Source organism: Stenotrophomonas sp. 05L413 (assembly GCF_056397945.1).
This window is the reverse complement of record NZ_JBFTOL010000001.1, coordinates 437776-463549: the sequence shown is the minus strand read 5'-3', so window position 1 is coordinate 463549 and position 25774 is coordinate 437776. Positions and strand designations below refer to the sequence as shown.

The following is a 25774-nucleotide window of genomic DNA, read 5'->3' as shown; positions in this document are numbered from 1 at the left end:
CGGCTGCCGGTTTGTGAGGAACATACGATGCGACATGTTTTCTTCCTGCCGCTTGTGGCGGTGCTGGCGTGGCCGGCGGTCTCGCAGGCTGCCGATGACGATGCCGGCCGCAGCTGGCAGGCTGGCGACCACCATGTCCACAGCGAGTGGAGCGTGGACTGGGATCGCAGCACCACGCCGCCCACGCCGATCCGTGGTGGCGACTCGTCCTACACCCGCACCCATAACGCCCAGCAGGCGCTCGCCAATGGGCTGAGCTGGATGGTGCATACCGATCATGGCGGGCCGGGGCATTCGGCGGTCACCCGGGACCATGCGTGGCCGGCGCTGCTGGAGGCCCGGCGCGAGGTGCCCGCGCTGATCCAGTTCAATGGCATGGAATTCGACGTGCCGGCCGGCGAGCACGCCTCGCTGATCATCGCCCCAGGCCCGGATGAGCGAGAGCAGCTGATCGCGATCGAACGCGATTACGGCCGCAGCGAGCCGCTGCAGGGAAGCCGCGATGACGGGCAGACGATGCTTGATGCGCTGGCCCACATGCGTTCGCTGCCGGCACCGCCGTTGATGTTCATCAATCACCCCGCGCGCACTGCCACCGCCATGGGACGGTGGGGCGACGTCGAGCCCGATGAGCTGCGTGCCTGGCATGCGGCTGCACCGCAGGTGCTGGTTGGTATGGAAGGCGCGCCGGGCCATCAGGCCACCCGTGTCCATCGCGGCCTGTATCGCAACGCGGATGCACCGACCCTGGGAGGATTCGACCAGATGACGGCAACCGTCGGCGGGATCTGGGACACGCTGTTGTCCCAGGGGCATCGCTTCTGGATCACGGCCAGCTCCGATTCGCACGTCAACCAGCGTGATGGCGGCAATGACTTCGATCCGGGCCAGTACAGCAAGACCCATGTCTGGGCGCGGCGGGACGCCGAGGACATCCTTGATGGCCTTCGCCACGGTCGGATGTTCGCGGTGACCGGCGATCTGATCGATGCACTGGAGCTGCGGGTGACTGCGAACGACGACGAGGCACGTAGCGCCACGATGGGCGGCACGCTGTCGATGTCGCCTGACGCCTCCATGCGCGTGGAACTGCGGGTGCGTGTGCCGGCGTCAGTCAATCACGCTGGCCAGCCCCCGGTGCTGGATCACGTCGAGCTGATAGTGGGCAGCCCTGGAAAAAGCGATGCTCCTGTTATGCAGACGCGTGTATTCCGCGCCAGTGACTGGCAAGTGGACGGCGCATGGCGAACGGTATCCTGGGTGTTGCCGGCGCCTGCACAGGGCGGATTCGTTCGTGTACGCGGCAGCAGCACCCCTGAAGTGGCGCCGTTGCCCGATGTGCCAGGCGAAGATCCCTGGCAGGACCTGTGGTTCTATTCCAATCCCGTGTTTGTCGAGGTCGCGCGCTGAGTTGGCGTCGATCCGGTGGTGAGTCGTGCGCGGCTGCAGATCATCGAGGTAGAGTGATCGCTTACCTCATGGACGCGGAAGGAAATGCATATGGCGGTACGAGCGTTGTTGGCAGCCGATCTCGAACAGGCCAGCCGTGTGTGCATGGCCGCCTTCATGGGGGCGGTGGCGGAATCACTGCCCCCCCTTGGGATCGAGACCTTTGCCCGTATCGCCTCGGTGGAGGGGTTCCGCGCGCGCATGGTGCAGGACAATGTGATGCTGGCCTACGCGCAGGAGGATCGGCTCATCGGTATCGCCGAGCTCAAGGAAGGCCGTCACGTGGCCATGCTGTTTGTCGACCCGGCGGCCCAGCAGCAGGGGGTCGGCAAGGCCCTGATGGCGGCCATGATCGAGCAGGCGCGTGTGGAGGTGCTGACCGTGAGCGCGTCGCTCTCGTCGGTACCCGCCTATGAGCGCTATGGCTTTACCTGCACAGGGGAGGCAGCGGAATCTTCCGGGCTGCGCTACCAGCCGATGGAAATGCGCGTGGCGCCGGGCGCCTGACTTCACGCCGTTCAGTCGGCGCGTTCACGAAGGTGAGACAGTCGGCTGGCTACCGTGGAGTCCTGTCATTCAACCCGATTCGGGGAAAGGATCATCATGATCAAGTGGGCCATCATTTTTGCCGTCATCGGCCTGATCGCCGGTGCCCTCGGTTTCGCCGGCATCGGCGGCGCTGCGATCGGGATCGCCAAGTTCCTGTTCTGGGCGGGCATCATCATCGCTGTGGTGCTGTTCGTGCTGGGCATGACCATCGCCAAGAAGGTGACCTGACCCGCCGCGCCAAGACGTTGCGGTTCCAGACAAAGGCCTGCGCGGTTTCGTGCAGGCCTTTTCGTTGGCGATGCAGCAGGGTGCCCCGCAAACCTCACTCGAAATACACCGACACCCCAAGGCCAGCCTGCGTGTCCGGGCTGTCGTCATCCAGCCCCACATCGAATGAGGCATCCAACTGGACCGTCGGGGTCACCATCCAGGTGATGCCTGCGCCGGCAATCCCGGTCGAGGGCTCGCCGTTGGTGTCGGTGAAGCCGGCCTCCAGATAGGTGCTGACGGTATCGGTGGCGGAGAAGCTCAGGCTCGGCGCCCAGGTGACGCTGTCCTCGCTGGCACCGCGGGTCACATTGGCGTACAGCGCGCCTGTCCAGCGATCATCGAAGCTGTACTCATAGCTCGGACCCAGCGCGTACTGCGTGGCGCCCTCGCTGAAGTCGCGCGAGCCGGTGGCGAACGTGGTGCTGGCCAGCAGCGCCACGGCGTGCTTTTCCGAGGACAAGGGCAGGGCGAACTTCAGGCCGAGGCCCAGGTCTCCAGCACCGCGGCTGCGCTCGGCCGGTGCATCGCGCGGCGCCACCCGCAGGTGGTTCCAGGGCGAGGTGAAGGCCTGCAGTTCGAGATGCTCGACCAAGCCGATCCGGAGATTGATGTCGGCGCTGTACTGCGTGCTCAGCACGCCCGCGCCGTCGCGGTCGCGGCTGAAGCTGGGCAATCCCGCCTCCAGCGCGACGCCACCGCGGGGCAGTGTCGAGGCGGCGAAGCCGATGCCGGGGCGGTCGAAGGCGAGGTCCGGCGGCGCGTCCCGTTGGGCGTGCACGGCATCGCAGAACAGCAGGGACAGCAGCAGGGCCGAACACCGCATGGGCACGCTCCGGGCCGGCCGATACCGGCATCAAGAAGCAGTCAGCCTGCCTCTTGGCCGGAATGTAGCACGGTGATTCCGGCGGTCATGTGCACGTGTCGGTGGCGTTTCGTCACTCAGTGCGTCGGCCGGGTCATGGCGATGAGGGCATCGCGCACGCGCTCGGTCGCGGCTTCCGGCGTGGCGTCACAGCCGAGCACGCAGGCGCGGAGCAGGAACCCATCGGCGGCGTGCCGTGCAGCGGTCAGCTGCGCATCGCGACGGTCCAGCGGATGCTCGCGCAGCACCGTATCCAGCCACGACCGTCGCGCAGTGATCCATTCACTGTCGACCTGGTGCGGGCGACACGCGGGACTGATGGTGCGCCCGATGTCGAACAGCTCGGCGATGTAAGCCCGTGAGAACCGGCCGTGGGCCTGGCTGTCGCGGTCCATGCGGTGCAGGATCGCGCGGTGGAGATTGGCCACGATCGCGTGCGCGGCGAGGTCATCGTTGGCTGCTTGCAGCAGCGGGGTATCGGTTGCGTTGTGCATTCGCGCCTCCAGGACACCGGTAGGGGAAAAACGAGGAATCAGCCGCGCGGCAGGACCGGATTACCCTGCCGCAGCAAGGTGTCCAGCAGCGCGACGACGCGTTCACCCTGGCCCTCACAGGCCAGTTCGAACGTGGTCTGCCCGTCGAGCGCGGGCAGTGGGGAATGCAGAATCCATTCAATAACGGCGGCGCGGTCCGGTTCGATCTGCAAGGCCAGATCCGCGACACGACGTACGATTCCCTGACGCATGATCAGAATCCGTAACTGAGGGAGAGCGCGGCGGTATCCATGTGGTCGCCACGGGTCATCGGGCTGTCGCGCACGGCATCGGCCAGCGAGGTGCGGCGGATCGACGCGGTCGCGGTCCAGCGCGGCCCCAGCGGCATCACGGCGGCAATGTCCATGTAGGGCGACACACCGCTGCCGGACGAGTAGCGCGCCAAGCCGCTGCGTGCCGCTTCGCGCTCACTGACGCCGAAGTAGTAGTCGTTGAGATCGGCGCTGGTGTAGGTCACGCCCACCGCGGGCATGAAGGTCACGCGGCCGGCCGGGATCGGGTAGGCGTACCGGGCATCGGCCGAGAAGCCGCCGCCGTGTCCGGTGACTTCCGCCTGCGCATTGGCCTGCAGTACGCCCCATTCGGCCTGGTGCCGCCAGGAGACGCCCAGCATGCCGGACAGGCTGCGGTTGTCGAGCTGGCGCAGTTGCGGGTCGTGGCTGTCGCGGCGCTTGAAGCGCATCACGTACGGCGAGGCGGTCAGGGCAAGCTCGGACTGCGCGGTCTGGTGCAGGCGATAGCCCACGCTGCCACCGCGGAAGAAGAACGAACGGCCTTCCCAGCTGACGATCGGGGCGGCCAGACGATCGGTGTCATAGCCGGCGTAGGGGGCCTTGAGCGCCACGACGGCGATGCCGACGCTGCTTTTCCTGGCGCCCTCGGGCGCATCAGCCGCCTGCGCACTGGCGGCGGTGAATGCACTGGCCAGGGCCAGGCCAAACAGGGGAAGGGAAGGGCGCGGGGAACGAAAACGGACGTGCATGGACCTGCCGAGGGGGAACAACCGGAGTGTCATGGTGGGCGCCCTACATTGTCGGAACGTTACGTCCGGCTGCGCGGTACCATCGCCTCCTTCGTACCCCGCAAGGCACCGCCCCATGCGCCTTCTTCTCCTGGAAGATGATCCGGAAATGGCCAGCGCGATCCAGGTCAGCCTGGCGCGCCACGGCATGGTGATCGACGTGGTCGGCACGATGGCGCAGGCCGATGAAGCCCTCAAGGCCGGCGTCCACCAGATCCTGCTGCTGGACCGGCAGCTGCCCGACGGCGACGGTGCCAGCTTTGTCCGGATCGCGCGTGAGCGCGTGCCGAACCTGCCGGTGATCATGCTGACCGCGCGCGATTCGGTGGCCGATCGGGTCACCGGCCTGGACGTGGGCGCGGATGATTACCTGACCAAGCCGTTCGCGGTCGAAGAGCTGCTTGCGCGCATCCGCGCGATCTCGCGGCGGCCCTCGCAGATCACCCTGCCGGTGTTGTCGCTGGGCCGGCTGCAGTTCGATTTCGTGGCGCGCGAAGCCCGCGTGTCAGAGCTGCTGCTCGCGCTGCCGCGGCGGCAGCTGCTGGTGCTCGAAGCACTGGCACTGCGGCAAGGGCGCACGGTGGGCCGCGCCTCGTTGCTGGAAGCCGTGTACGGCTTTGACGATGCCATCCAATCCAATGCGCTGGATGCGCATGTCTCCAAGCTGCGCAAAGCGCTGCTGGAAGCCGACGCGGGCGTGGAGATCCACGTCATGCGCGGCATCGGGTATCTGCTCAAGGACACGCCGTGAGATTGCTCAAACCCGATTCGCTGGCGTTCAACCTGGTGTGGAAGGTCTGCCTGATCCAGGCGGCCACGATCGCCCTGGCGTTGAGCGCGATGGTGTTGACCTACGGCGACCGCCGTTCGGCCTATATCGACTGGAAGACCAGCGACCAGATCGCATCGGCCATCACCTTCGGTGCCCAGGGACTGGAGGCGGATCTGCCGAAGGTGGCGCTGGCCGTGCCACGGCCGCCGGCGATGTTCTGGTTCGCCGCGGCCGATGAGCGTGGCCGACGCCTGGTGCATGGCGATGTCCCCGTGCAGTACCGTCAGTTGGTGGCACGGCTGGATCAGATCGAGCAGACCGACATCCGTACCCGCATCAATGCCGATGCGCTTGCCGTGCGCGTGGTGGTCGTTGTTCGGCCGGAAGGGCGGTTGCACGTGGCGGTAGGCGGCATTCCCGAACGCAGCATCGTGCGGCAGCTGCTGTTGATCTTCCGCTACCTGGGCGGCTGGATCGCGTTGCCGGTGCTGGTGATCACGCTGGTGGTGGCGCCATGGGTGATCCATCGCGCGCTGCGCGGGGTCAACCGCGTGGCGGCGCAGGCCGCAGCGATCCAAGTCAACGAGCGCGGCAGCGGCCTGGATACGCGTGCCGTGCCGCTGGAGATCTATCCGCTGGTGGACGCCTTCAACGCGGCCGTGCGCCGCATCGGTGAAAGCTACGATGCGCAGGATCGCTTCCTCGCCGGTGCCGCGCATGAGCTGCGCATGCCGATCGCGATCCTCGCCACGCGCCTGGCCGATCTGCCGCCCGGCGATGCGCGTTCGCGCCTGCAGCTGGACCTGAGCCGGCTGAGCAACATCGCCGAGCAGCTGCTGGATCTGCAGCGGCTGGACCGGCATGGCAGCCAGTCCCAGCGTATCGACCTGTCCGCGTTGACCCGCGACGTGGCCGCCGATGTCGCACCACTGGTGGTGGATGCCGGCTACGGCTTTTCGGTGGATGCACCGGATCAGCCGATCTGGGTTCGCGGGGATCCCCATGCGCTGCACCGGGTCATCGCCAGCCTGCTGCAGAACGCCATCGCCCACGGTGGCGGCCGCGGCATGATCGCCGTGGCACTGCATGATGATGGCGGCCTGTCGGTCAGTGATGAAGGCCCGGGCGTGCCGGAGGCCGAGCGGCTGTCCGTGTTCGAGCCGTTCCACCGATTGCGGCCCAGCGGCAGCGGCAGCGGGCTGGGCCTGCACCTGGCCCGCGAGATCGTGCTGCGTCACGCCGGCACCATCGCCGTGGACAGCGCCCCCGGTGGTGGCGCGCGGTTCCTGGTGGTCCTGCCAGTGGACGCGCGGCCGTTTCCGGGCGCGTCCCCGGCATGACGCCCTGTCCGGCCTGTCCTGTTGCGCCGCCTATGAGGAGATGAGCGTGCTATGACGAGATCAGCGTGGCGCCGGCGCGGCGCAGTAGGCGGTGATGGCCTCGGCGGTGTTCTCCAACCCGTTTGCATTGGCCAACTCCCACGGACGTTCGCACTGCTGTGTGCGTTCGCACCAACGGTAGCCTGCCGAGCCGATGCACCCATGCGCATCGCGGTCCGAGCCGGGTACGCCTGCCGTGGGCGAGGAGGGTGACGGCGCAGGATGGGCGCAGGCGGTGAGGGCGGCGAGCAGGGGAAGCAGGGCGGCTCGAATGGACATGCAGGCTCCGTAGGCGCTTGAGGTCGCGGGCAGTCTCGCGCCGGGTCCGTCGATGTCACGTGCAGGATGCAGGGTTCACTCCTCCATCACCCGGCGTGGGCTGATATGACGCTGGAGGATTCCGCCGATGCTGCGTTGTAGTCCGTGACCAGCACCGCGGAACGCGATGATGCGTTGAAGCAGGATGCGTGCGACCCGCCTGTGTGGACATCGCCGGTATCAGGTTTGACGCCAGGTTGTCAGCGCCACTGCCAGGAGGCACGTCATGAAAACACTGTTTTCGATCCGTCACATCGCATTCGCTGCGGCGCTCACCTGCGTCTCCGCCCGGGCCGATGCCTGCACCCGCGTGGTGTATCTGGGCGACAATCAGGATGTGATCACGGCCCGCTCGATGGATTGGAAGAGCGATGTGGCCACCAACCTGTGGGTGCTGCCCAAAGGCATCGACCGCGATGGCCAGGCCGGCCCGCGCTCGATCCGCTGGACCTCACGCTACGGCAGCGTGGTCGCCACCGGGTATGACATCTCCACCACCGATGGACTCAACGAAGCGGGGTTGTCAGCCAATCTGTTGTGGCTGGCAGAATCGCAGTACCTGCAGCAACGTGGCAGCAAACCGGGATTGGCGATCTCGTTGTGGGCGCAATACGTGCTCGACAACTTCGCCACCGTTGCCGAGGCCGTCGCCGCGCTGGAGCGCGAGCCGTTTTCGATCGTGACGGACAAGGTGCCGGGCGAGTCCCGGCTGGCCACGCTGCACCTGTCCTTGTCCGACGCCAGCGGTGACAGCGCCATCGTGGAATACATCAACGGCAAGCAGGTGATCCATCACGATCGCGCCTATCAGGTGATGACCAACTCGCCGGTGTTCGATCAGCAACTGGCGCTCAATACGTATTGGCAGGAAATCGGTGGCACCGTGATGCTGCCCGGCACCAACCGCTCGGCCGATCGCTTCGCTCGCGCGAAGTTCTACATCAACGCCATTCCCAAAAGCGAGGATCCCGTGGTCGCATTGGCCAGTGTGTTCAGTGTGATCCGCAATGTGTCCGTGCCCTACGGGATCACCACGCCGGGGGAGCCGAACATCTCCTCCACCCGCTGGCGGACCGTGGCCGACCACAAGCGCAAGCTGTATTTCTTTGAATCGGCGATGACGCCCAATACCTTCTGGGTAGACCTCAACAAGGCCGATTTCTCGCGCGGTGCCCCGGTGTTGAAACTGGACCTGGGGCCGGACCAGCGCAACGTGTTCGCGGGCGACGCGCTGCCCCGGTTCCAGCCGGCCGAGCCGTTCCGGTTCCTGGGCACCGACGGCTGAGCAAAATCAGACTAATCCGATAACAACGGGCTTCAACCTGCTCTATCGTTCCTGCTGAGGGATGGATCCCTCACGTCGTGAGCTTTTCGCCCAGGCATGCCGCAAAGGAACGATCCGCATGGTGATCAAACTGCAACACATCGAACGCCGCTGGCACGTCGTGCACCCGGCCAAATCCGCACCGATTGCGTTCCGCAGCGGGGCCACCGCCTTCGATTTCGCCGATGCCCTGGCACGCGAGTATCATGCCGAGACCGGCGACAGCAGCGCCGTCCGGGTGCAGGTGCTGGAGACCTACGTGGACGCCGTCCGCTACGGCTGAGCCGGCCATCCAAGGCTGTTCGTGCGGATGTGACCGCCGGCCGCCCGCCCAGTCAGCCACGCGTCGGGTACCTAAATAGGGGATGAAATCAGCGACTTCTGGCCTATGTCGCGGCGCCGGACGATCACCGATCCTGTGCGCCTCCCCCAACACGCAACGAGGATCCCATGTCGAACACCAGCCCTTCCCAGGCCGCCAGACGATTGCGCTGGGCCGTGGTGCCGGCGCTGATGGCGCTGGCCGGCGCTGCCCAGGCGCAGAACTACGACCGCTATGACGACGGTTACAACGGCGGTCCGGTGCGCTGCGAATCGATCAAGAACCGCACGCAGCAGTGCGCCTTGCCAGGGCGTGCACGCCTGGTGCGGCAGATCTCCGGCTCGCCCTGCGTTGAAGGCCAGACCTGGGGCCAGGCACGCAACGGCGTGTGGGTGACGCAAGGCTGCCGGGCCGAGTTCATTGCCGAGGGCGGCCGCGGCGGCCGCTGGAATGGCGGTGGGGGCGGCTGGGGCCACAACGGCGGCGGCAACAACGGCCGGGGCCAGATCCTGACCTGCGATTCCAACGACCATCGCCGTCAGCGCTGCGTGGCCAATGTCCGCCGCGAGGCGCGGCTGATCCGCCAGACTTCGCGTAATGCCTGCATCGAAGGGCGGACCTGGGGCTGGGACCGCACCGGCGTCTGGGTGGATGGCGGCTGCCGCGCCCAGTTCCAGATCTACTGATGGCTGGTGCACAGCGCTTGAGCGCCCCCTGAGTGCTCAAACGAACGAGGCCGCGTCGATTGGACGCGGCCTCGCTGTTTTTTGCGGAGCACTCGCCCAAGGGCGGTGGGCAGCGTGTCAGCCTGCCGCGCTGAGCGTCTGGCCGCTCTTGACCAGCATCGGCCAACGCTTGAGCACGGCCTGGCGGATGCCATCGGCATCGATGCCGGCTTCGGCCAGCAGGTCTTCACGGCTGGCATGGTGCTGGAAGCTGTCCGGCAGGCCCAGGTGCAGGAACGACTTGAGCACGTTCTCGGCATTGAGCAGCTCGGCCACGCCGGAGCCGGCACCGCCGGCGACCACGTTGTCTTCGATGGTGACGAACCCTTCGTGGCGCTGCGCAAGTTCCAGCAGCAGGGCCCGGTCCAGCGGCTTGATGAAACGCATGTTGACCACGGTCAGGCCCAGTTCGCGGCCGACCTGTTCGGCGGCCGTCACGGTGCTGCCGAACGCGAGCAGGGCGATCCGGCTGCCCTGCAGGCGCAGATCGGCCTTGCCGATCTCCAGCGTGGCCAGATCCGTGCCGGCGGCGATGCCGGTCCCGCTGCCACGCGGGTAGCGCACCGCGGCCGGGCCGGCATAGCCCAGCCCGGTGGTCAGCATCTGGCGGCACTCGGCCTCATCGGACGGCGCCATCACCACCATGTGCGGCACGCAGCGCAGGAAGCTCAAATCCAGGTTGCCGGCATGGGTCGCGCCATCCGGGCCGACCACGCCGGCGCGGTCGATCGCGAACAGCACGTCCAGCTCCTGAACGGCCACATCGTGCACCAGCTGGTCGTAGGCGCGCTGCAGGAAGGTCGAGTAGATCGCCACCACCGGCTTGGCGCCCTGGGTGGCCATGCCGGCCGCCAGGGTCACCGCGTGCTGCTCGGCGATGGCCACATCGAAGTAGCGCTCCGGATATTCCTTGCTGAAGCGCACCAGGCCCGAGCCTTCGCGCATCGCCGGGGTGATGCCCATCAGCTTCGGCTCGGCCGCGGCGGCATCGCACAGCCAGTCACTGAAGACGTCGGTATAGGTCGGCTTCTTGGCCCCGCCCTTGGAGACCAGGCCCTTGTCCGGATCGAACGGGCCGACCGCGTGGTAACCGATCTGATCACCTTCGGCGCGCTCGTAGCCCTTGCCCTTGGTGGTCATCACGTGCAGCAGCTTCAGGCCCTTCAGGCTCTTGAGCGTCTTCAGCGTGGCGACCAGCGCCGGCACGTCGTGGCCGTCGATCGGGCCGGTGTAATGGAAGCCCATTTCCTCGAAGAACGTGGACGGCACGAACATGCCCTTCCAGTGCTCTTCCCAGCGCTTGACGAAGCGCGCGGTCGGGTTGTGCTTCTTGTCGCCGAGGATCTTCTTGCCGCCTTCGCGCAGCGCATTGAGCGTGCGGCTGCCGGTGGCGCGGCCGAGCATCTTGGTCAGCCCGCCCACGGCTTCGGAGATCGACATGTTGTTGTCGTTGAGGATCACCAGCAGGTTCGGTTCCTGCTCCATGCCGCCGGCGTGGTTGAGCGCCTCGTAAGCCATGCCGGCGGTCATCGCGCCATCGCCGATCACGGCCACGACCTTGCGGTCATCGCCTTCGGCCTGGCGTGCGATCGCCATGCCCAGCGCCGCCGAGATGGAGGTGGAGGAATGGCCGACGCCAAAGGTGTCGTACTCGCTTTCCTCACGCTTGGGGAACGGCGCGACGCCGTCCTTCTGCTTGACCGTGTGGATCTCGTCGCGGCGGCCGGTCAGGATCTTGTGCGGGTAGGTCTGATGACCCACATCCCACACCAGCTGATCGACGGGCGTCTGATAGAGGTAGTGCAGTGCGACGGTCAGTTCGATCACGCCCAGGCCGGCGCCGAAATGGCCGCCGCTCTTGCCGACCGATTCAATCAGGTAGGCACGCAGTTCATCCGCGATCGCGGGCAGTTCGGATTCTTCGAACCTGCGCAGGTCATCCGGTGACTGGATGCGCGCAAGGCGGGGATAGCGGGCGGAATCGATCATGTTTATCGCGCTTCTTCTGAGCGCCTATTTTCCCCCCCAAATGAGGGTGGGGCAAGCAAACCGCCTTTTCAGTGAGTAAACGGTGACGGAGGCTGCGACAGAACGTCGCAGCGCGCTCAGGCGCAGAGCTTGGAACGCTTGGGCAACTGCGCCTTCAGGAAGGCCATCTGATCGGCCAGGATGTTGCGGTTGGACAGGATCATGTGTTCGATCCAGCTCGGCCGATAGGGCACGGCGAGCAGCGGCATGCTGGCCTGCTGCGGGGTCCGGTTGCTCTTGCGCGAGTTGCAGTGGAAGCAGGCGCTGACCACGTTCTCCCAAACGTCCAGGCCCCCCTTGGACAGCGGCATGACGTGGTCGCGGGTCAGCTGCGGGCGGTTGAACTGTTGCCCGCAGTAAAGGCACAGGTGCGAATCGCGCGCGAACAGCGCGGGATTGGACAGATTGGGGGTGGGGTCGATCGCGCGGGAGCGCGCATGCCCGCGGGCGGCGATGATCGGGTGCAGGTCCAGGCCGCTCTGCAGGCCGGTGGTGCGGCAGATGCCGCCGTGGATGTGCAGGCAGGGGTCGCCCAAGGTCCAGGCTACCGCGCCACGCGCGTAGAGGCAGGAGGCGTCCTGCCAATTGATCCAGTCGAGTACGCGCCCGTGGGCGTCCAGGGCCAATAACCGCACCGATCCGGGCCGATGCAGCGTAACGATCGGCGACACCTCGGCGACCGGGGCGGACGAGGCTCCGGTATCGATCAGACCCAAGCGTGTAGTGTCTGTCTCCATCGGGAAAACAGCTTATACCCGAATCGTTACGAATTGGGTATAGGGGCTTGCGCCCCTACCCGATTCGTAACGATTCGGACAGGCATTCCACCTTGACCCCCCGCCTTCGGCGCGCCCCCTTGAACATCAAGGGGGCTTTTCTCCAGAAGGTGTATCCGGGGTGCCGACCAACGGTCGGCACCTACCGACGATCAGGTATCGGTGTTCCGACTGCCGGTCGGCACCTGCGTGGCAATCAGGTAGCCACCGACCGTTGGTCGGTGGTCTGGCGACCGATCAACCTTCGCCGAAGTGCGCGTCGGTCATGGCCATCAACGGTTCGGCGCCGGACTGGATCGCGGCGGCGTGGCTGAGCGTGCGCGGCAGCACGCGGGCGAAGTAGAAGCGGGCCGTCTCGCGCTTGGCCTGCTTGAACGCGTCGCTCTGCGCGGAGGCCTCGGCGGCGGCGACGCTGCGGGCCCACCAGTAGGCCAGCACCACATAGCCCGAGTAGAACAGGTAATCGAAGCTGGCTGCGCCCAGTTCGTCCGGGTTGGTGGCCGCGCGCTGCAAGGTCGCCATGGTCAGCGTGGCCCATTCGTCGGCCTTGGCGCGCAGCGGGGCAATGAACTCGGCCAGCGCTTCGTTGCCTTCATTGGCCTTGGCGAAGGCCTCGATCTCGGCCAGCATCAGCTTCAGCCCCGCGCCCTGGCTGGAAGCGGTCTTGCGGCCGATCAGGTCCAGCGCCTGGATGCCGGTGGTGCCTTCGTACAGCGTGGTGATGCGCGCATCGCGGGCCAACTGCTCCATGCCGTGCTCGCGGATGTAGCCATGGCCACCGAAGCACTGCAGCGCGTTGTAGGTGTTCTCGATGCCCCATTCGGTCTGGCAGGCCTTGGAGATCGGGGTCAGGAAGCTCACCAGCGTGTCCGCGCGTTCGCGCTCGCCGGCATCCTCGGCGTGGTGGGCGACGTCGATCAGGGTCGCCGCGTGCAGGGCCAGCAGGCGGCTGCCTTCGACCAGCGATTTGATGGTCAGCAGCATGCGCCGCACATCCGGGTGGACCAGAATCGGGTCGGCCGGCTTCTCCGGATTCTTCGCACCGCTCAACGAACGCGACTGCAGGCGCTCGCGGCTGTACTTCAGCGCGTTCTGGTAGGCCCGCTCGGAAAGGCCGATGCCCTGCAGGCCGACGCCCAGGCGCGCGGTGTTCATCATGGTGAACATTGCCTGCAGGCCCTTGTGCGGTTGCCCGACCAGATACCCTTCGGCACCGTCGAAGTTCATCACGCAGGTGACCGAGCCCTTGATGCCCATCTTGTGTTCGATCGAGCCGCAGCGCAGCGCATTGCGCTCGCCCACCTTGCCCTCGCGATCGACCTTGAACTTCGGGGTGACGAACAGCGAAATGCCCTTGGCCCCGGCCGGTGCATCCGGCAGCTTGGCCAGCACCAGGTGCACGATGTTCTCGGTGAGGTCGTGCTCGCCGGCGGTGATGAAGATCTTGGTGCCGGTGATCGCGTAGCTGCCATCCGCGTTCGGCTCGGCCTTGGTCTTGAGCAGGCCAAGATCAGTGCCGCAATGCGGTTCGGTCAGGCACATGGTGCCGGTCCAGCGGCCTTCGATCAGCGGCTTGAGGAAGGCGTCCTGCTGCCAGGCCTCGCCATGCTGCTTGAGCGCTTCGATCGCACCGTGCGAGAGCAGCGGGAAGTTGCCCCACGCCAGGTTGGCGGCGTTGATCATTTCGTTGAGCGGCACGCCCAGCGTATGCGGCAGGCCCTGGCCACCCAGTTCCGGTGCCGCGGTCAGACCGGTCCAGCCGCCGTCCACGAACTGGGCGTAGGCCTGCTTGAAGCCCGGCGGGGTGGTGACCTCGCCGGTGGCCTGGTCGAGGACGCAGCCGATCTCATCGCCCACGCTGTTCAACGGCGCCAGCACGCTGGCGCTGAAACGGCCGGCTTCTTCCAGCACGGCATCCACCACATCGGCGGTGGCATCGGTCAGGCCAAGGCGCGCGAACAGCGGCTCGACCTTGAGCACGTCATGCAGGGCGAAACGGATATCGGAAAGCGGGGCGGTGTAGCTGCTCATCGGGGACAGTCTCGATCAGTGGCGAAGGGTGGCGGAAAGCCCGCCGGTCAGCGCAGGACGCCGGGCAGGCCGGGAGCCTGGTTGAGCGTGCTGCGGCTATCAATCTCGAACGTGCGTTGCTTCTTTTCCTGCGGGGTGGCACTTACCGTGCCCTTGAGCGAATAGCCCAGGGTGCGGTTGCCGGCCAGTGCATCGGCCATCACCAGGCGGGCGCCCGAGCTCGGCTTGATGTCCACGTTGACCACATCGGCCGAGACCCCGCCAATGGACAGTGCGGGCTTCAGCTGCAGCTGCCCGGCATCCTCATCGCTCACCTTCAACTGCAGCGCGACGTTGTCGAAGGTCATGGGCATCGAACTGAAGTTCTGCAGGCGCAGCGCAACCGTCCAGCTGCCATCGGCACGCACCGTCAACTCCTGCACGCTGGCGGCCGGCTCGGAAACGCGTTTGACCGTCTTGTTGCAGGCGGTCAGGGCCAGCGAGGCGACGACGATGAGGGCAAGGGCGAGGCGGGGGCGGAAGCGGTGGGACATGGCGCAATCCTCAGGCGGGTGTTGCATGGGTACGAGCATACTACGGCGTATGGTGTTCGCGCTGCCTGTGGCAGCGAGACGCAAGGGTAGGGCACCGGGATGACGGGGCCACGTGCTTTTAGTCGTGGGGAGGGCCAGGCCGGCCCGGTCGTGGGGTGAGGCCGGGCCGGGTCAGTCCAGCGGCGCCATCACCCGCAGCGGGGCGAGGTCATAGCCCATCGCCTCGGCGCGGGCCTTGAGCTGCTCGAACAGGGCGGTATCCATGCTCGGCGACCGCGACAGGATCCACAGGTACTTGCGGTCCGGTTCACCGACCACCGCCCATTGGTACTCCGGGTCCAGTGCGATCACCCAGTAGTCGGCCCAGACCAGCGGCACCCAGGACAGCCAGTCCGGCACGAAGCGCACCTGCAACTGGCCCGGTTGCCCCTCGACCGGGCGTGCCACGCCATCGGCGGCGACGCGGTCGCCATCGGCTTCGCGGCAGGCGTTGTGCACGCTGATCCGTCCATCGGCACGCAGGCTGTAGGTGGCGGTGATGTCGCCCACGCATTTCTTCTGGAACGAGACCGGCAGGTGCGCGATCTCATGCCACTGGCCGGCATAGCGGCCCATGTCCAGCGCCTCCACCGAGGTCACCGGCGCGGCCGCCCAGGCCGACCCGGTGGCGGCGAGGGCGAGCAGGGCACTGATCAGATAGCGGCTGCGCATTGTCGACACTCCACACAAGACGCAGCGAGCTTAGGCATAGGCTGAGCGGAAATTGTGAATATTCCGTCATGCAGTGGCCGTCCCACGTCGCTGACGTGCGCGTGGCAGCATGCGGCACCCGCGCTACCGACTGTCAGCGGAGAGTTCCCGCGTGGCGTTGCCGCTCTCGTCCAGGAAGCGCACCTTGGCATCTCCAGAGGGCGTGACCACCAACTCAAGCCGCGGCTTTCCTTGACCATCGCGCAGGGTCAGCATGGCATCGCGCGCATGAGACTTGCCAAGGAACACGCGCTCGGTGATCGCAGGAATGCCCTTCCGATGAAGTGCTTCGTCCCGCTCGGAGAAGAACGGGCGGGACAGGCCATCGGCAACATCATTGAAGGTCAGCCCGGCGTAGTGTGTGCCCGCGTCGTCCACGCCCAGCAGCTGCATCTGCTGATCCTGCTGATAGCGATCAAAGGTCAGGCTCATGCCGCTGGAGGGTTTGCCGCTCTTGTCGAGCGAACCGTTGTAGATCAGCCCGCCGTTTTCCGTGCCTTCATCGTTGAAGAACAGCATGCCTGCCATCGGGCGCGGATGAGGTTGCTCCTTGTTGTGAATGACCACGCCAGGAAACAGCGTGCGATTGGAGATCGCCAGCCGCAACGTTCCGTCAGGTTCCTTGATGTTGATGCGCTGCGCATCAATGACATCAAAGCTGGCGCTGCGCTGTGACGTCGCACCCATCATCAACGCGGCCATGGTGAGCAGGCCAGCCGCTGCGCAGCCCAGCGTCAGTCGCCGTTGGTTTCGCTGCAGATGCGCGATCTGCGCCTGCAGCACTTCGATGCCTTCGGACATTCACCTCTCCCTGTGTGTGCGGCCATGGGGACGAACAAGCGCGGCCGCAGACGATCCTGTCCGCCGGGTGAGCATGCCAGCGCGTGGCGATGGACGGCAAGGCGCGCAACGGCCTGCCCGCGGAAATCATCCCTGAGCGGTGTGCCCGCTTTGCAGCGCGCGATGGATCTCCGCCTCGATCATCGCTTCATCGTCGCGTGCGGCCCAGCGGCTGATCGTGACGATCACCAGCACCGCGCCGGCCATGAAGTAGGCAGCAGGCACCACCGCCAGACTGGCCAACAGCGCAGGCGCGAGGTCGTGTGTGTGTTGCCAGTGCTTCACCACCGCCACCAACGGAACGATGAGCAGGCTGACGAACATGCCGATCATCAGGGTGCGGATGAAGGGATGCATCTGGAACGCACCTTCAAGCCGCGTGCCGCGTTCGGTGGGGATGCACTGACCGATGAAACACGGCTTGAAAGAATTGGACACGAACGGGCGCGTCCAGCACAGGCGGATCCGTTGAGCGGAGGCCGTCCCGCGCATTCCGGCGACAGAGAGACGCGGGCCATGCTGGATCGACTGCTTGAGGCGCAGCACGGTCACATCGATCGGGGATGTGCTGTGGAAGGTAACGGGACGTTTGCCGAACAGCGCGGCGAACAAAGCACGAACCATGTGCGGAACCTCCTTCCTTGAACGCTGCGCGATGTGGCGACGCCGCACAACAGACAAAAAAAATGACCTGCATTTCTGCAGGTCATCTGAAATTGTGGTGGCCGGGGACGGAATCGAACCGCCGACACGGGGATTTTCAATCCCCTGCTCTACCAACTGAGCTACCCGGCCACTTCATCGCTGCGTTGCCGCTGGCGAGGACGCGAATAATACGGAGGTATGAGGGGTTCGGCAAGCGTTTCGCGAAAAAAATTTCACATTTGTTTCCAAACCCGTGTCCGCCCACATCCAAGTGCTTGATCCAGCGGGCCCGAGCACATCACACAAGCGCATGAACGTCGGTTCAGGCGGATGCTTTCCGCCGGTGCAGTTGATCAGCCCGTGGTGGATCGTGGGTCGTCGGGAATGCACCACAACAGCACGAAGCCGATCACCATCATGATCGCCGCCAGCACCAATGCGCCCTGGTAGCTGCCGCTGTCGCGCGCCAGCGTGCCGGCGATCGCGGGGGCGATGATCTGGGCGACGCCATAACTCAGCGTCAGCGTCGCCATCGCCTTGGCAGGATTGTGCGGGTAGTGGCGACCGACCACGGTCAGGGTCAGGCTGACGATGCCGGCGAAGGTCAGGCCGAACAGCACGGCGCTGGCCGCGCCGGCCCACAGCCCGCCATCCAGCAAGGGCAATACGAAGGACGTAGCCTGCAACGCATAGGCGAGCATCAATGCACGGATCAGTCCAAGCCGGTTCGAGAGCCGATCCCAGGCAAACGTCGAGGGGATGGCAGTGAGGCCGACCAGGACCCACACCCAACTGCCGTGGCCGGCGAAGGCAGGGGTCTCCACCAGGATGGCGACGATGAAGGTCGCGCTGACCACGAAGCCGACCCCCGCGCAGAAGTACGAGGCGATCAGCAGCCAGCGCCAGCGCCGCCCGGGTGGCGGGGGAGCATTGGCCCCAGTGGCACTGGAGATCGCTGCCGGCGGCGGCATCCATGCCCAGGCCGGGATCAGGAACACCACCGCGAGGGTGCCCAGCGCGATCCACTGCCGGGAGGACGCCAGTTGATCGGCCATCGCCGCAGCCGCCAGGCCCGAGACCGCGATCCCCACCCCGAGGCCGGCGAAGTGCAGGCCGAGCTGTGGGCGGCGCTGATGGGCGAGCAGCCAGTTGAGCACCAGCCCGGAGGCGAGCAGCAGGCCGGCGGTGCTGGACAGGCCGGCCACGAAGCGCAGCACGCCCCAGGTGGCCATGTCCGTGGTGGTGCCCATCAGGCCGGTGGATACCACTGCCAGGACCAGTCCGATGCGGTAGAAGCGGAATTTCAGCTGCATGTCGCCGACCCGGGCGACCAGCACAGTGCCGGCCAGGTAGCCCAGATAGTTGAACGTTGCCAGCCAGCCGCCGCCGGCTGCCGTGAGCCCGGCGTCGAGTCGCATCACCGGCAGCAGCGGGGTGTAGGCAAAGCGCGCCAGGCCAACCGTGAGTACCAGCGCGCAGATGCCGGCCGTGATGACCTGCCAGGCGTGGCGGGGAGGCGGGATCAAGAGTGACATGGGTGGGGAGGGCAGCGGGGAGGGCCCATGGTCCGTGGACAGAGGTGACCGCGTCTTTCGATAGAATGACCCATCCTGTCGATGAGGCGTCACATGGCCACGGCGGAACCCACTGTTCCGGGTTGGCGCGAAGTCCTGGTGCCGCCGCTGCGGCGTCTGCCGTGGCCGGTGGTGGCGCGCAGCCAGCGGCTGGAGGCCGGTGAGCGCTTCCCGCCGCACGTGCACGGCTGGAACCAGCTGGTCCACGCCAGCACGGGTGTGCTGCAGGCCAGCGCGGGGCAGGCCCGTCACGTGATCACCCCGCATCAGGCGCTGTGGGTGCCGACGGGCACGCTGCATCACACCGGCGCGTTGAGCACTTCGGCATTCCGCAATCTGTACGTGGATGATGCCCCGGATCTGGGCATGCCCACGCGCTGCGTGGTCCTGGAAGTGTTACCGCTGCTGCGCGAACTGATCATCGAACTCGACCGCACCGTGCCCGATCACGACCGCACCTACTACACCACCTTGTGCACGCTGATCACCGCGCAGTTGCCGCGCCAGCCGCAACACACCCGGCACCTGCCATGGCCGCAGGACGCGCGCCTGCAGCGCTGGTGCCAGGCACTCTACGAGCAGCCGGCCGATACCCGCAGCGTGGAGGACTGGGCACCGTTGCTGGGGGCATCGGCACGGACTCTGGCACGCCATTTCGAACGCGAGACCGGCATGCGCCTGCGCGACTGGCGGTTGCGGCTGCGCCTGCTGCGCGCCATCGAGTGGCTGGCGCAGGGGCGTTCGCCCACGGTAATCGCGCACGAGCTGGGCTATGCCTCGGCATCGGCGTTCAACTACATGTTCCGGATCGAGATGGGCATGAGCCCGCTGCAATGGAAGCGCGCACGCACTACGGCGTGACCGGGCAGGCCAGGCTGACCAGCCGCTCATCCTCGAAGCGTGCACGGATCGTGCCGTTGTCGGCTTTGCCTGCGGGCCACTCCGCTTCGGCGCCCGCACCAGGCAGGGGATTGCCCAAGTGGAAGTACACGCGGCCACGGCTGTCCCCGACCTGCACTTTGTTGCATGCCACGATAGGTGAAGCCATCTCGCCGCAGTCGCCCTGCAGCAGGCACAGGCGCGTGTGGCACTTGCCTGCACCGGACGACCAATGGCCTTGCGCGGCCAGGCAACCGGGCTCGGTCGCCAGGATCGCCCAGCATGCCAAGCCGAACACCGTGGTGGCGGACATCAACACGGGCAGCAGGTAGCGGCGTCGGCTGGAAGAGGGAACGTTCATGACGCGATCATGCGCCTTGGCCTGCGGCGCGGGCAACGGATGATCGGTGCAGCGTATGGATGGAATGCTGTGACGCCATCCAGAGCGTCGGTCGCTGTCGCGCAAAGGCCAGGCCACCTCCGCATCGCGCCGCACCGATGGAACGCTGTTTTGCCCCCCGTCTGGACGTGCCTGGACGGCGTACTGTCGGGATTCCTTTTTCGTCTCCCCCGGAGCGATCCGCTGATGAACGCACTCACCAACAAACGCATCGTGCTCGCTTCGCGCCCGAACGGCGCCCCGGTCGCGGCTAACTTCCGTGTCGAACAGGTGCCGGTTCCCGCGCTGGGCCCAGGCCAGGTGCTGCTGCGCAATCGATACCTGTCCCTGGATCCTTATATGCGCGGTCGCATGGAAGAAGGGCCGTCCTACGCCGCCCCGGTTGCGCTGGATGCAGTGATGGAGGGGCGCACCGTTGCCGAGGTGCTCGCCTCCAACCATCCGGATGTTGCGGCCGGCGAGCATGTCCTGGCACCGGGTAACTGGCAGACGCATGCCGTCATCGACGGCGATCAGCTCAGCCGCAAGCTGGAAGACAACGGCCTGCCGATCAGCACTGCACTGGGCGTGTACGGCATGCCCGGATTCACGGCGTACGTGGGCCTGCAGGAAATCGGCAAGCTGCAGCCGGGCGAAACGCTCGTGGTGGCTGCTGCCAGCGGCCCGGTGGGCGCAACGGTCGGGCAGATCGCCAAGCTGCAGGGTGCGCGCACGGTGGGCATTGCCGGTGGCGAGCAGAAGCGCGCGTATCTGGAAACGCTGGGCTTCGATGTGGCGCTGGATCACCGCGCCGACGATTTCGCTGCGCAATTGCGTGCGGCGGTGCCCGACGGCATCGATGTCTACTTCGAGAACGTCGGCGGGCATGTGTTCGATGCGGTGGCGCCGTTGCTCAACGACTTCGCACGCATTCCGGTCTGCGGCACCATCGCTACCTACAACGCGCGCGGCGCGGTGCTGCCCGGGCCGGATCGGCTGCCCGGCTTCATGAGCCAGGTGCTGCGCCAGCGCCTGACCGTGCGCGGCTTCATCCAGTCCGATCTGCACGCCTTCTTCCCCGCGTTCCTGCACGACATGGGGCAGTGGCTGAGGGACGGCCGCGTGCAGTATCGCGAGGATATCGTGGCGGGATTGGAGAACGCGCCCGAGGCGTTCTTCGGCCTGCTCAAGGGGCGCAACTTCGGCAAGCTGGTGGTCAAGCTGGAGTGACCGACGCCTCACGCGTGAGCGCGCTGTGTGCGAGGCCGCGCCGATCGTGATTCGTGCATCACGATCGGCTGGTTAGTCTGCCCGGGAAGGCGCCGCCCCGGCGCCCGCACGAGTGAGTAGACCCATGGCTGACACCAAGCCCAGCGAACACGGCAAGCAGGAAGGCATCGAAGAAAGCCAGCAGGACCGCAAGCAGGACGAAACCGCCAAGCAGCGGCCGGGACAGACCGATCAGGCGATCCATGATGCAGGCACGCGTCGRCCGGAGCGCAAGGACAATCCCGAGGGCGCGTAAGCAACCGCGCGCGGCCTGCAGAAACAAGAACGCCCCGGGAACCTGATTCCCGGGGCGTTCTGTTGAATAGTGGTGGAGCCAAGGAGGATCGAACTCCTGACCTCGTCGATGCGAACGACGCGCTCTCCCAGCTGAGCTATGGCCCCACGTATGCTGCTGCTGCGTGGCGTCACCGGCCTCGGCCGTACCCCGCAATGGGCCTAGTCTAGCGCCGACCGGCGGCGCCTGCCAAGTGGGACCTGCGTTGGGTTCAGTGCCTGGCCCGCGCCGTGGCGGGCGCGCGTTCCACCTGCTGCAGCAGGGCTTTGTCCAGTTTGGCCGCCACCCCGACGCTGCGCCCGGCCAGGTTGGCCACCACGAAACTGACCGAACTGCCCAGCACCTGCGCCGTCTCGGACAGGCTCAACCCGTAGTCCTGTTCCAGCCACTGCGCCATCCCGGCGGTGGCCGCGCGCAGGGCATCATCCAGCGAGCCGGCCTGGCCCAGGACCATCAACTGCGTCGCTGATTCCACCCGCGGCGCTGACTGCGCACGGGACTTGATCACCTCCACGCTGAACTCCACGTCCATCGAGGTCTCCAGCGCGTACTGCGAGGTTTCGCCATCGCCCTGCAGCGCGTGCGCATCGCCCAGGTAGAGCAGGGCGCCGGGCTGGGATACCGGCAGATACACGGTGGCGCCCTCGCGGATTTCGTTGAAGTCCATGTTGCCGCCGAAGCGGCCGGTGTCGCCGGCGGAGATCGGCGCGCTGCCAAACCCTGGCGCCACCGCCAGCCCGCCAAGCATCGGCCTGACCGGCACCCAGAAGTCCTTGAGCTTGCCGGTGGCCGCCTCTGGGCGGGCACGGCCGCGTTCGCGGTCCAGGGTCCAGCGCACCGGTTTGTCCAGTGCGGTGGCCTTTGCTGCCAGGGCCGGTGTCAGCGCGCGTCCCACGATGCTGTCCAGACTATCGGCGTAGTCGCGGTTCAAGCGCAGGCGTTTGATGTGGATCGCCAGCACATCGCCGGGCTCGGCCTCCATCACGTAGAACGGCCCCGTCTGCGGATTGCCGAACAGCGCCCGGGTCTGGCCGTTGGCATCCACGCCGCCGGAATCCAGCGTCGTGGTGCGCACGCTGTCGCCCGGCCAGACCGTCAGCACGGGCGCGCGGTGGGGCGAAAACTCATTCGAATAGGAGATGGGCACGAAGTCATGCTGGCGTGGGCCGCCGGCCGGCCGCTCGGGCAGGCGGCGCGCGCTGAAGGGATGCATCGCGCGTCGCTCGCTGGCGTTGGTGTCGGGATAATCGGCCGTACCGCGCAGGGTCGTGCCGGTCTGCTCGCCGCGGAAGCGGTAGGTCGCGCCATCGCTGCCGGTGACGACAAATGCCAGCGTGGTGCCCTGGCGGCTGCCCTGCAGACTATCCCCATCGAAACGCCCCTCCACCGGACCCTGCTGGTCGGGCAGGGTGAGCAGCTGGTAGGCCGGGCTTCCCCACAGGTCGGTGGTGACCAGCCACTGTGCAGGCGGTTCGGCGGCCTGGGCGGCCGAGGCGGACAACAACAGGAGCAGGCAGGCCAGCGGGCGAGAGGACATGCGGGGATCTCGTGGATGACCGGTTCAGTGTTCGCCGCCGCTGCCAGGGCGACAAGTGCCGGGCGACACGTGACCGATGGCCCGGAAAGCATCAAACGCGAACCCCGCCCTTCCGGCGCGCGCCTTGGCCGGGCATAATCCGCGCCAGAAAACGCGGCCGCATAGCCAGTGGACCAGGGGGGCCGGACAGCCGTCGCCCACAACGCCCTGACACCAATCTGCAACATCCAGCCAATACCGTGCCGCATCGCTGTCTCCACAGCGATGCCGATTTCCTATGGTGCCCGGCCATCTGCCGGATGCCCCGATCTGTACTACCCGAGACCTCTGCATGCCCGCTCTACGCCACGCCCCTGTGTCGACGCGTCTTCTCTCCCGTTCCCTCTCCGCTGCCGTGCTGCCGCGCCGCCGCGCGCTGGCGCTGGCCTGCGCCTCCGCTGCGCTGATGCTGTCCGCTGCCGCCTCGGCGCAGGACGCGCAGTCCGCCAGCGCGACCTCGCTGGACACCATCACCGTCACCGCCGACCATCGCGAGCGCAACCTGCAGGAAGTGCCGGTGTCGGTCGGCGTGGTGCAGGGCGAGAAGATCCGTGATTACACCGCTGGCGGCGATGACACCCTGCTGGCCCTGTCGGGCAAGGTGCCGAGCTTCTACGCCGAAACCACCACCGGCCGCATCTTCCCGCGCTTCTACATCCGTGGCCTGGGCAACATCGATTTCTACCTGGGTGCCTCGCAGCCGGTGTCGATCATCCAGGACGACGTGGTGCTTGAACACGTGGTGCTGAAGTCCAACCCGGTCTACGACGTGGACCAGATCGAGGTGCTGCGCGGCCCGCAGGGCACGCTGTTCGGCCGCAACACCACCGCCGGCATCGTCAAGTTCGACACGATCAAGCCGAGCCAGGATTACAGCGGCCGCGTGCAGGCCAGCTATGGCTCGTACGGCAGCGTGGCCATCGATGGCGGCTTCGGCGGCCCGATCAACGACATCGCCTCGTTCCGCGTGTCGGCGCTGTACCAGCACCGCGATGATTACGTCGACAACACCTACAGCGGCCCGAGCGCCGATGGCACGGTCTCGCCGAAGAAGAACGCCATGGGCGGCTTCGACGACCGCAACGTGCGCGCGCAGCTGCTGCTGCAGCCGAGCGACAACCTCTCGCTGCTGGCCTCGGCCCACGCACGCGATTACGACGGTACCTCGACCCTGTTCCTGCGCAGCGCCGTGACCAAGGGCTCCAACACGACCGACGTGCCGCGCGACAAGGTCGCCTACGACGAAGCCGACAACAACCCGCAGGCCTACAAGACCTACGGCGGCTCGGTGAAGGCGATCTACGATTTCGGCAACGTCTCGCTGACCTCGATCACTGCCTACGAGACCACCTCCGGCTACAGCCGCGGTGACACCGACGGCGGCGCCGCCGTGAACTACCCGGTCAACGGCGTGCCGAACGGCTACGGCCAGTCGATGGGCCAGATCCGCGATCTGGACCAGTGGACCCAGGAGTTCCGTCTGGCCAACGCCGATGAAAACCGCCTGAAGTGGCAGGTCGGCGCGTTCTACTTCGACGGCCGCGACACCACCGATTTCTACCAGCGCGCCTGGTTCCTGCAGGGCAATGCCCGCAACCCGAACAACTGGGTACGCCTGCGCAACGTCAATACCTCCTGGGCCGGGTTCGGCCAGGTCAGCTATGACGTGACCGACAAGTTCACCCTGACCGCCGGCCTGCGCCAGACCAAGGATGAGAAGAAGACCCGTCTGCTCAAGACCGCCGATACCGCCGCCGGTGCCGTGACCTACAAGGGTCGCACCTACGTGGAAATGTCCGACACCACGCCGAGCTGGGACCTGAGCGCGATGTATGCGTTCAACCCGCAGCTGAGCGTGTATGCGCGCGTGGCCCGCGGCTTCCGCGGCCCGACCATCCAGGGCCGTTCGGCCGTGTTCAATGCCGATTTCACCACGGCGAACTCGGAAACCATCCTGTCCTGGGAAGCCGGCATCAAAAGCAGCCTGTGGGACAACCGCCTGCGCGTGAACGCCGCCGCGTTCACCTACGTGGTCAACGACATCCAGCTCAACGGCAACGATTCGGATGGCAACGGCGTGCTGTTCAACGCCGACAAGGCCAAGGCTTACGGTCTGGAAGCGGACATGGAGCTGCGCCCGATCCCGAACCTGGCCCTGAGCGCCGGTGTCAGCCTGCTGCACAGCAAGATCCAGGACGACCGCGTGTACGCGCAGGTCTGCGCGCTGAACGGCGCCGTGGTCTGCACCGTGAATGACCCGACCATCAAGGTCGGTGCCAACACGTTTGCACAGATCAACGGCAATCCGCTGCCGAACGCCCCGAAGTACAACATCAACCTGGCGGCGCGTTACGACATGCCGGTCAATGACAGCGATGTGTTCTTCGTCTCCACCGACTGGAACAAGCAGGGTTACACCAGCTTCGTGCTGTATGACTCGGCCGAGTTCAACTCCAAGGGCAGCTTCGAAGGTGGCCTGAAGCTGGGTTACTCCGCCAACTACGGTGCCTGGGAAGTGGCGCTGTTCGCGCGCAACATCACCAATGAGAAGAACCTCAAGGGTGTGATCGAGAACTACATGGCCGCGGTCTACAACGAACCGCGCACCGTGGGCGTTTCGCTCAACATGAACTGGTAAGACACGCGATCGCCGG

The 25774-nt window shown here is 66.4% G+C and carries 27 protein-coding genes and 2 tRNA genes; 12 read left to right on the top strand and 17 right to left on the bottom strand.

Going from position 1 to position 25774, the window contains the following annotated elements; all coding sequences use genetic code 11:
- Positions 1-27 precede the first annotated feature (27 nt).
- The 3 genes from AC1DIQ_RS02085 to AC1DIQ_RS02075 all read left to right on the top strand — a co-directional run bounded on the left by AC1DIQ_RS02085 (position 28) and on the right by AC1DIQ_RS02075 (position 2226).
- The gene (locus AC1DIQ_RS02085; protein WP_461770121.1) at positions 28-1410 is read left to right on the top strand and encodes a CehA/McbA family metallohydrolase domain-containing protein; all 1383 of its coding nucleotides are present in this window, start codon (positions 28-30) and stop codon (positions 1408-1410) included.
- 90 nt (positions 1411-1500) lie between these two features.
- Positions 1501-1956 carry a GNAT family N-acetyltransferase gene (locus AC1DIQ_RS02080; RefSeq protein WP_121038344.1) on the top strand — a complete coding sequence of 152 codons (456 nt, stop codon included), beginning with the start codon at positions 1501-1503 and terminating at the stop codon, positions 1954-1956.
- A gap of 96 nt (positions 1957-2052) precedes the next feature.
- Positions 2053-2226, top strand: coding sequence for a DUF1328 family protein (locus tag AC1DIQ_RS02075; RefSeq protein ID WP_019182774.1), 174 nt, complete (start codon positions 2053-2055; stop codon positions 2224-2226).
- 94 nt (positions 2227-2320) lie between these two features.
- On the opposite strand, the gene AC1DIQ_RS02070 is transcribed toward AC1DIQ_RS02075, so the two are convergent.
- From AC1DIQ_RS02070 to AC1DIQ_RS02055, 4 genes are all read right to left on the bottom strand, one after another.
- Positions 2321-3091, bottom strand: coding sequence for a transporter (locus AC1DIQ_RS02070; protein ID WP_478049370.1), 771 nt, complete (start codon positions 3089-3091; stop codon positions 2321-2323).
- A 116-nt stretch (positions 3092-3207) separates the two neighbouring features.
- Positions 3208-3624 carry a hypothetical protein gene (locus AC1DIQ_RS02065; protein ID WP_461770118.1) on the bottom strand — a complete coding sequence of 139 codons (417 nt, stop codon included), beginning with the start codon at positions 3622-3624 and terminating at the stop codon, positions 3208-3210.
- A 38-nt stretch (positions 3625-3662) separates the two neighbouring features.
- Positions 3663-3875, bottom strand: coding sequence for a hypothetical protein (locus AC1DIQ_RS02060; protein ID WP_478049369.1), 213 nt, complete (start codon positions 3873-3875; stop codon positions 3663-3665).
- A gap of 2 nt (positions 3876-3877) precedes the next feature.
- Complete coding sequence (locus AC1DIQ_RS02055; RefSeq protein ID WP_461770116.1) at positions 3878-4666, bottom strand: MipA/OmpV family protein; 789 nt, start codon at positions 4664-4666, stop codon at positions 3878-3880.
- Between the two features lie 115 nt (positions 4667-4781).
- Here AC1DIQ_RS02055 and AC1DIQ_RS02050 point away from each other — a divergent pair, with 115 nt between their 5' ends.
- Positions 4782-5456: a response regulator transcription factor gene (locus AC1DIQ_RS02050; protein WP_121038329.1), complete on the top strand. Its 675-nt coding sequence runs from the start codon at positions 4782-4784 to the stop codon at positions 5454-5456.
- Positions 5453-6817 carry a sensor histidine kinase gene (locus tag AC1DIQ_RS02045; protein WP_121038326.1) on the top strand — a complete coding sequence of 455 codons (1365 nt, stop codon included), beginning with the start codon at positions 5453-5455 and terminating at the stop codon, positions 6815-6817. The genes AC1DIQ_RS02050 and AC1DIQ_RS02045 overlap by 4 nt, the downstream gene beginning before the upstream one ends.
- A 60-nt stretch (positions 6818-6877) precedes the next feature.
- Here AC1DIQ_RS02045 and AC1DIQ_RS02040 read toward each other — a convergent pair whose 3' ends face one another.
- A complete protein-coding gene (locus tag AC1DIQ_RS02040; protein ID WP_478049368.1) occupies positions 6878-7135 on the bottom strand; it encodes a peptidase in 258 nt (85 codons plus the stop codon).
- Positions 7136-7400: 265 nt separating this feature from the next.
- Between AC1DIQ_RS02040 and AC1DIQ_RS02035 the strand changes: the two genes are divergently transcribed.
- From AC1DIQ_RS02035 to AC1DIQ_RS02025, 3 genes are all read left to right on the top strand, one after another.
- Positions 7401-8459, top strand: coding sequence for a linear amide C-N hydrolase (locus AC1DIQ_RS02035; protein ID WP_478049367.1), 1059 nt, complete (start codon positions 7401-7403; stop codon positions 8457-8459).
- Between the two features lie 118 nt (positions 8460-8577).
- Positions 8578-8781, top strand: coding sequence for a hypothetical protein (locus AC1DIQ_RS02030; protein WP_121038317.1), 204 nt, complete (start codon positions 8578-8580; stop codon positions 8779-8781).
- 167 nt (positions 8782-8948) lie between these two features.
- The gene (locus tag AC1DIQ_RS02025; RefSeq protein WP_121038314.1) at positions 8949-9506 is read left to right on the top strand and encodes a DUF3011 domain-containing protein; all 558 of its coding nucleotides are present in this window, start codon (positions 8949-8951) and stop codon (positions 9504-9506) included.
- A gap of 117 nt (positions 9507-9623) precedes the next feature.
- Here AC1DIQ_RS02025 and dxs read toward each other — a convergent pair whose 3' ends face one another.
- The 9 genes from dxs to AC1DIQ_RS01980 form a co-directional block, all read right to left on the bottom strand.
- Positions 9624-11534, bottom strand: coding sequence for a 1-deoxy-D-xylulose-5-phosphate synthase (gene dxs / locus AC1DIQ_RS02020; RefSeq protein ID WP_478049366.1), 1911 nt, complete (start codon positions 11532-11534; stop codon positions 9624-9626).
- A gap of 116 nt (positions 11535-11650) precedes the next feature.
- Positions 11651-12310: an HNH endonuclease gene (locus AC1DIQ_RS02015; protein ID WP_088432555.1), complete on the bottom strand. Its 660-nt coding sequence runs from the start codon at positions 12308-12310 to the stop codon at positions 11651-11653.
- A gap of 276 nt (positions 12311-12586) precedes the next feature.
- Entirely contained in the window at positions 12587-14380 is a 1794-nt protein-coding gene (locus tag AC1DIQ_RS02010) for an acyl-CoA dehydrogenase C-terminal domain-containing protein (protein WP_121038308.1), read from the bottom strand.
- 47 nt (positions 14381-14427) lie between these two features.
- Positions 14428-14913 carry an LEA/WHy family protein gene (locus AC1DIQ_RS02005; RefSeq protein WP_152153416.1) on the bottom strand — a complete coding sequence of 162 codons (486 nt, stop codon included), beginning with the start codon at positions 14911-14913 and terminating at the stop codon, positions 14428-14430.
- 171 nt (positions 14914-15084) lie between these two features.
- On the bottom strand, positions 15085-15624 hold the full coding sequence (locus tag AC1DIQ_RS02000; RefSeq protein ID WP_282261877.1) for a lipocalin family protein: 540 nt from the start codon (positions 15622-15624) through the stop codon (positions 15085-15087).
- 123 nt (positions 15625-15747) lie between these two features.
- Positions 15748-16464: a hypothetical protein gene (locus tag AC1DIQ_RS01995; protein WP_478049365.1), complete on the bottom strand. Its 717-nt coding sequence runs from the start codon at positions 16462-16464 to the stop codon at positions 15748-15750.
- Between the two features lie 126 nt (positions 16465-16590).
- Entirely contained in the window at positions 16591-17115 is a 525-nt protein-coding gene (locus AC1DIQ_RS01990; RefSeq protein ID WP_478049364.1) for a hypothetical protein, read from the bottom strand.
- A gap of 107 nt (positions 17116-17222) precedes the next feature.
- Positions 17223-17298, bottom strand: a tRNA-Phe gene (locus AC1DIQ_RS01985).
- A gap of 203 nt (positions 17299-17501) precedes the next feature.
- On the bottom strand, positions 17502-18683 hold the full coding sequence (locus AC1DIQ_RS01980; RefSeq protein WP_478049363.1) for a YbfB/YjiJ family MFS transporter: 1182 nt from the start codon (positions 18681-18683) through the stop codon (positions 17502-17504).
- 93 nt (positions 18684-18776) lie between these two features.
- Here AC1DIQ_RS01980 and AC1DIQ_RS01975 point away from each other — a divergent pair, with 93 nt between their 5' ends.
- Positions 18777-19583 carry an AraC family transcriptional regulator gene (locus AC1DIQ_RS01975; RefSeq protein WP_478049362.1) on the top strand — a complete coding sequence of 269 codons (807 nt, stop codon included), beginning with the start codon at positions 18777-18779 and terminating at the stop codon, positions 19581-19583.
- Here the strand turns inward: AC1DIQ_RS01975 and AC1DIQ_RS01970 are convergent.
- Positions 19573-19962, bottom strand: a complete 390-nt coding sequence (locus tag AC1DIQ_RS01970; protein ID WP_121038291.1) for a hypothetical protein — start codon at positions 19960-19962, stop codon at positions 19573-19575. The two genes, AC1DIQ_RS01975 and AC1DIQ_RS01970, sit on opposite strands and share 11 nt — an antisense overlap.
- Before the next feature lie 225 nt (positions 19963-20187).
- Between AC1DIQ_RS01970 and AC1DIQ_RS01965 the strand changes: the two genes are divergently transcribed.
- A complete protein-coding gene (locus AC1DIQ_RS01965; RefSeq protein ID WP_478049361.1) occupies positions 20188-21210 on the top strand; it encodes an NADP-dependent oxidoreductase in 1023 nt (340 codons plus the stop codon).
- A gap of 124 nt (positions 21211-21334) precedes the next feature.
- Positions 21335-21505 (top strand): hypothetical protein, encoded by a 171-nt coding sequence (locus AC1DIQ_RS01960; protein WP_183073677.1) that lies wholly within the window; start codon positions 21335-21337, stop codon positions 21503-21505.
- 70 nt (positions 21506-21575) lie between these two features.
- Here the strand turns inward: AC1DIQ_RS01960 and AC1DIQ_RS01955 are convergent.
- Both AC1DIQ_RS01955 and AC1DIQ_RS01950 read right to left on the bottom strand, forming a co-directional pair.
- Positions 21576-21651, bottom strand: a tRNA-Ala gene (locus tag AC1DIQ_RS01955).
- A 104-nt stretch (positions 21652-21755) separates the two neighbouring features.
- Positions 21756-23081, bottom strand: a complete 1326-nt coding sequence (locus tag AC1DIQ_RS01950) for an acetamidase/formamidase family protein (RefSeq protein ID WP_478049360.1) — start codon at positions 23079-23081, stop codon at positions 21756-21758.
- Between the two features lie 331 nt (positions 23082-23412).
- On the opposite strand from AC1DIQ_RS01950, the gene AC1DIQ_RS01945 reads away from it, so the two are divergent.
- Positions 23413-25758 carry a TonB-dependent receptor gene (locus AC1DIQ_RS01945; RefSeq protein ID WP_478049359.1) on the top strand — a complete coding sequence of 782 codons (2346 nt, stop codon included), beginning with the start codon at positions 23413-23415 and terminating at the stop codon, positions 25756-25758.
- Positions 25759-25774 lie beyond the last annotated feature (16 nt).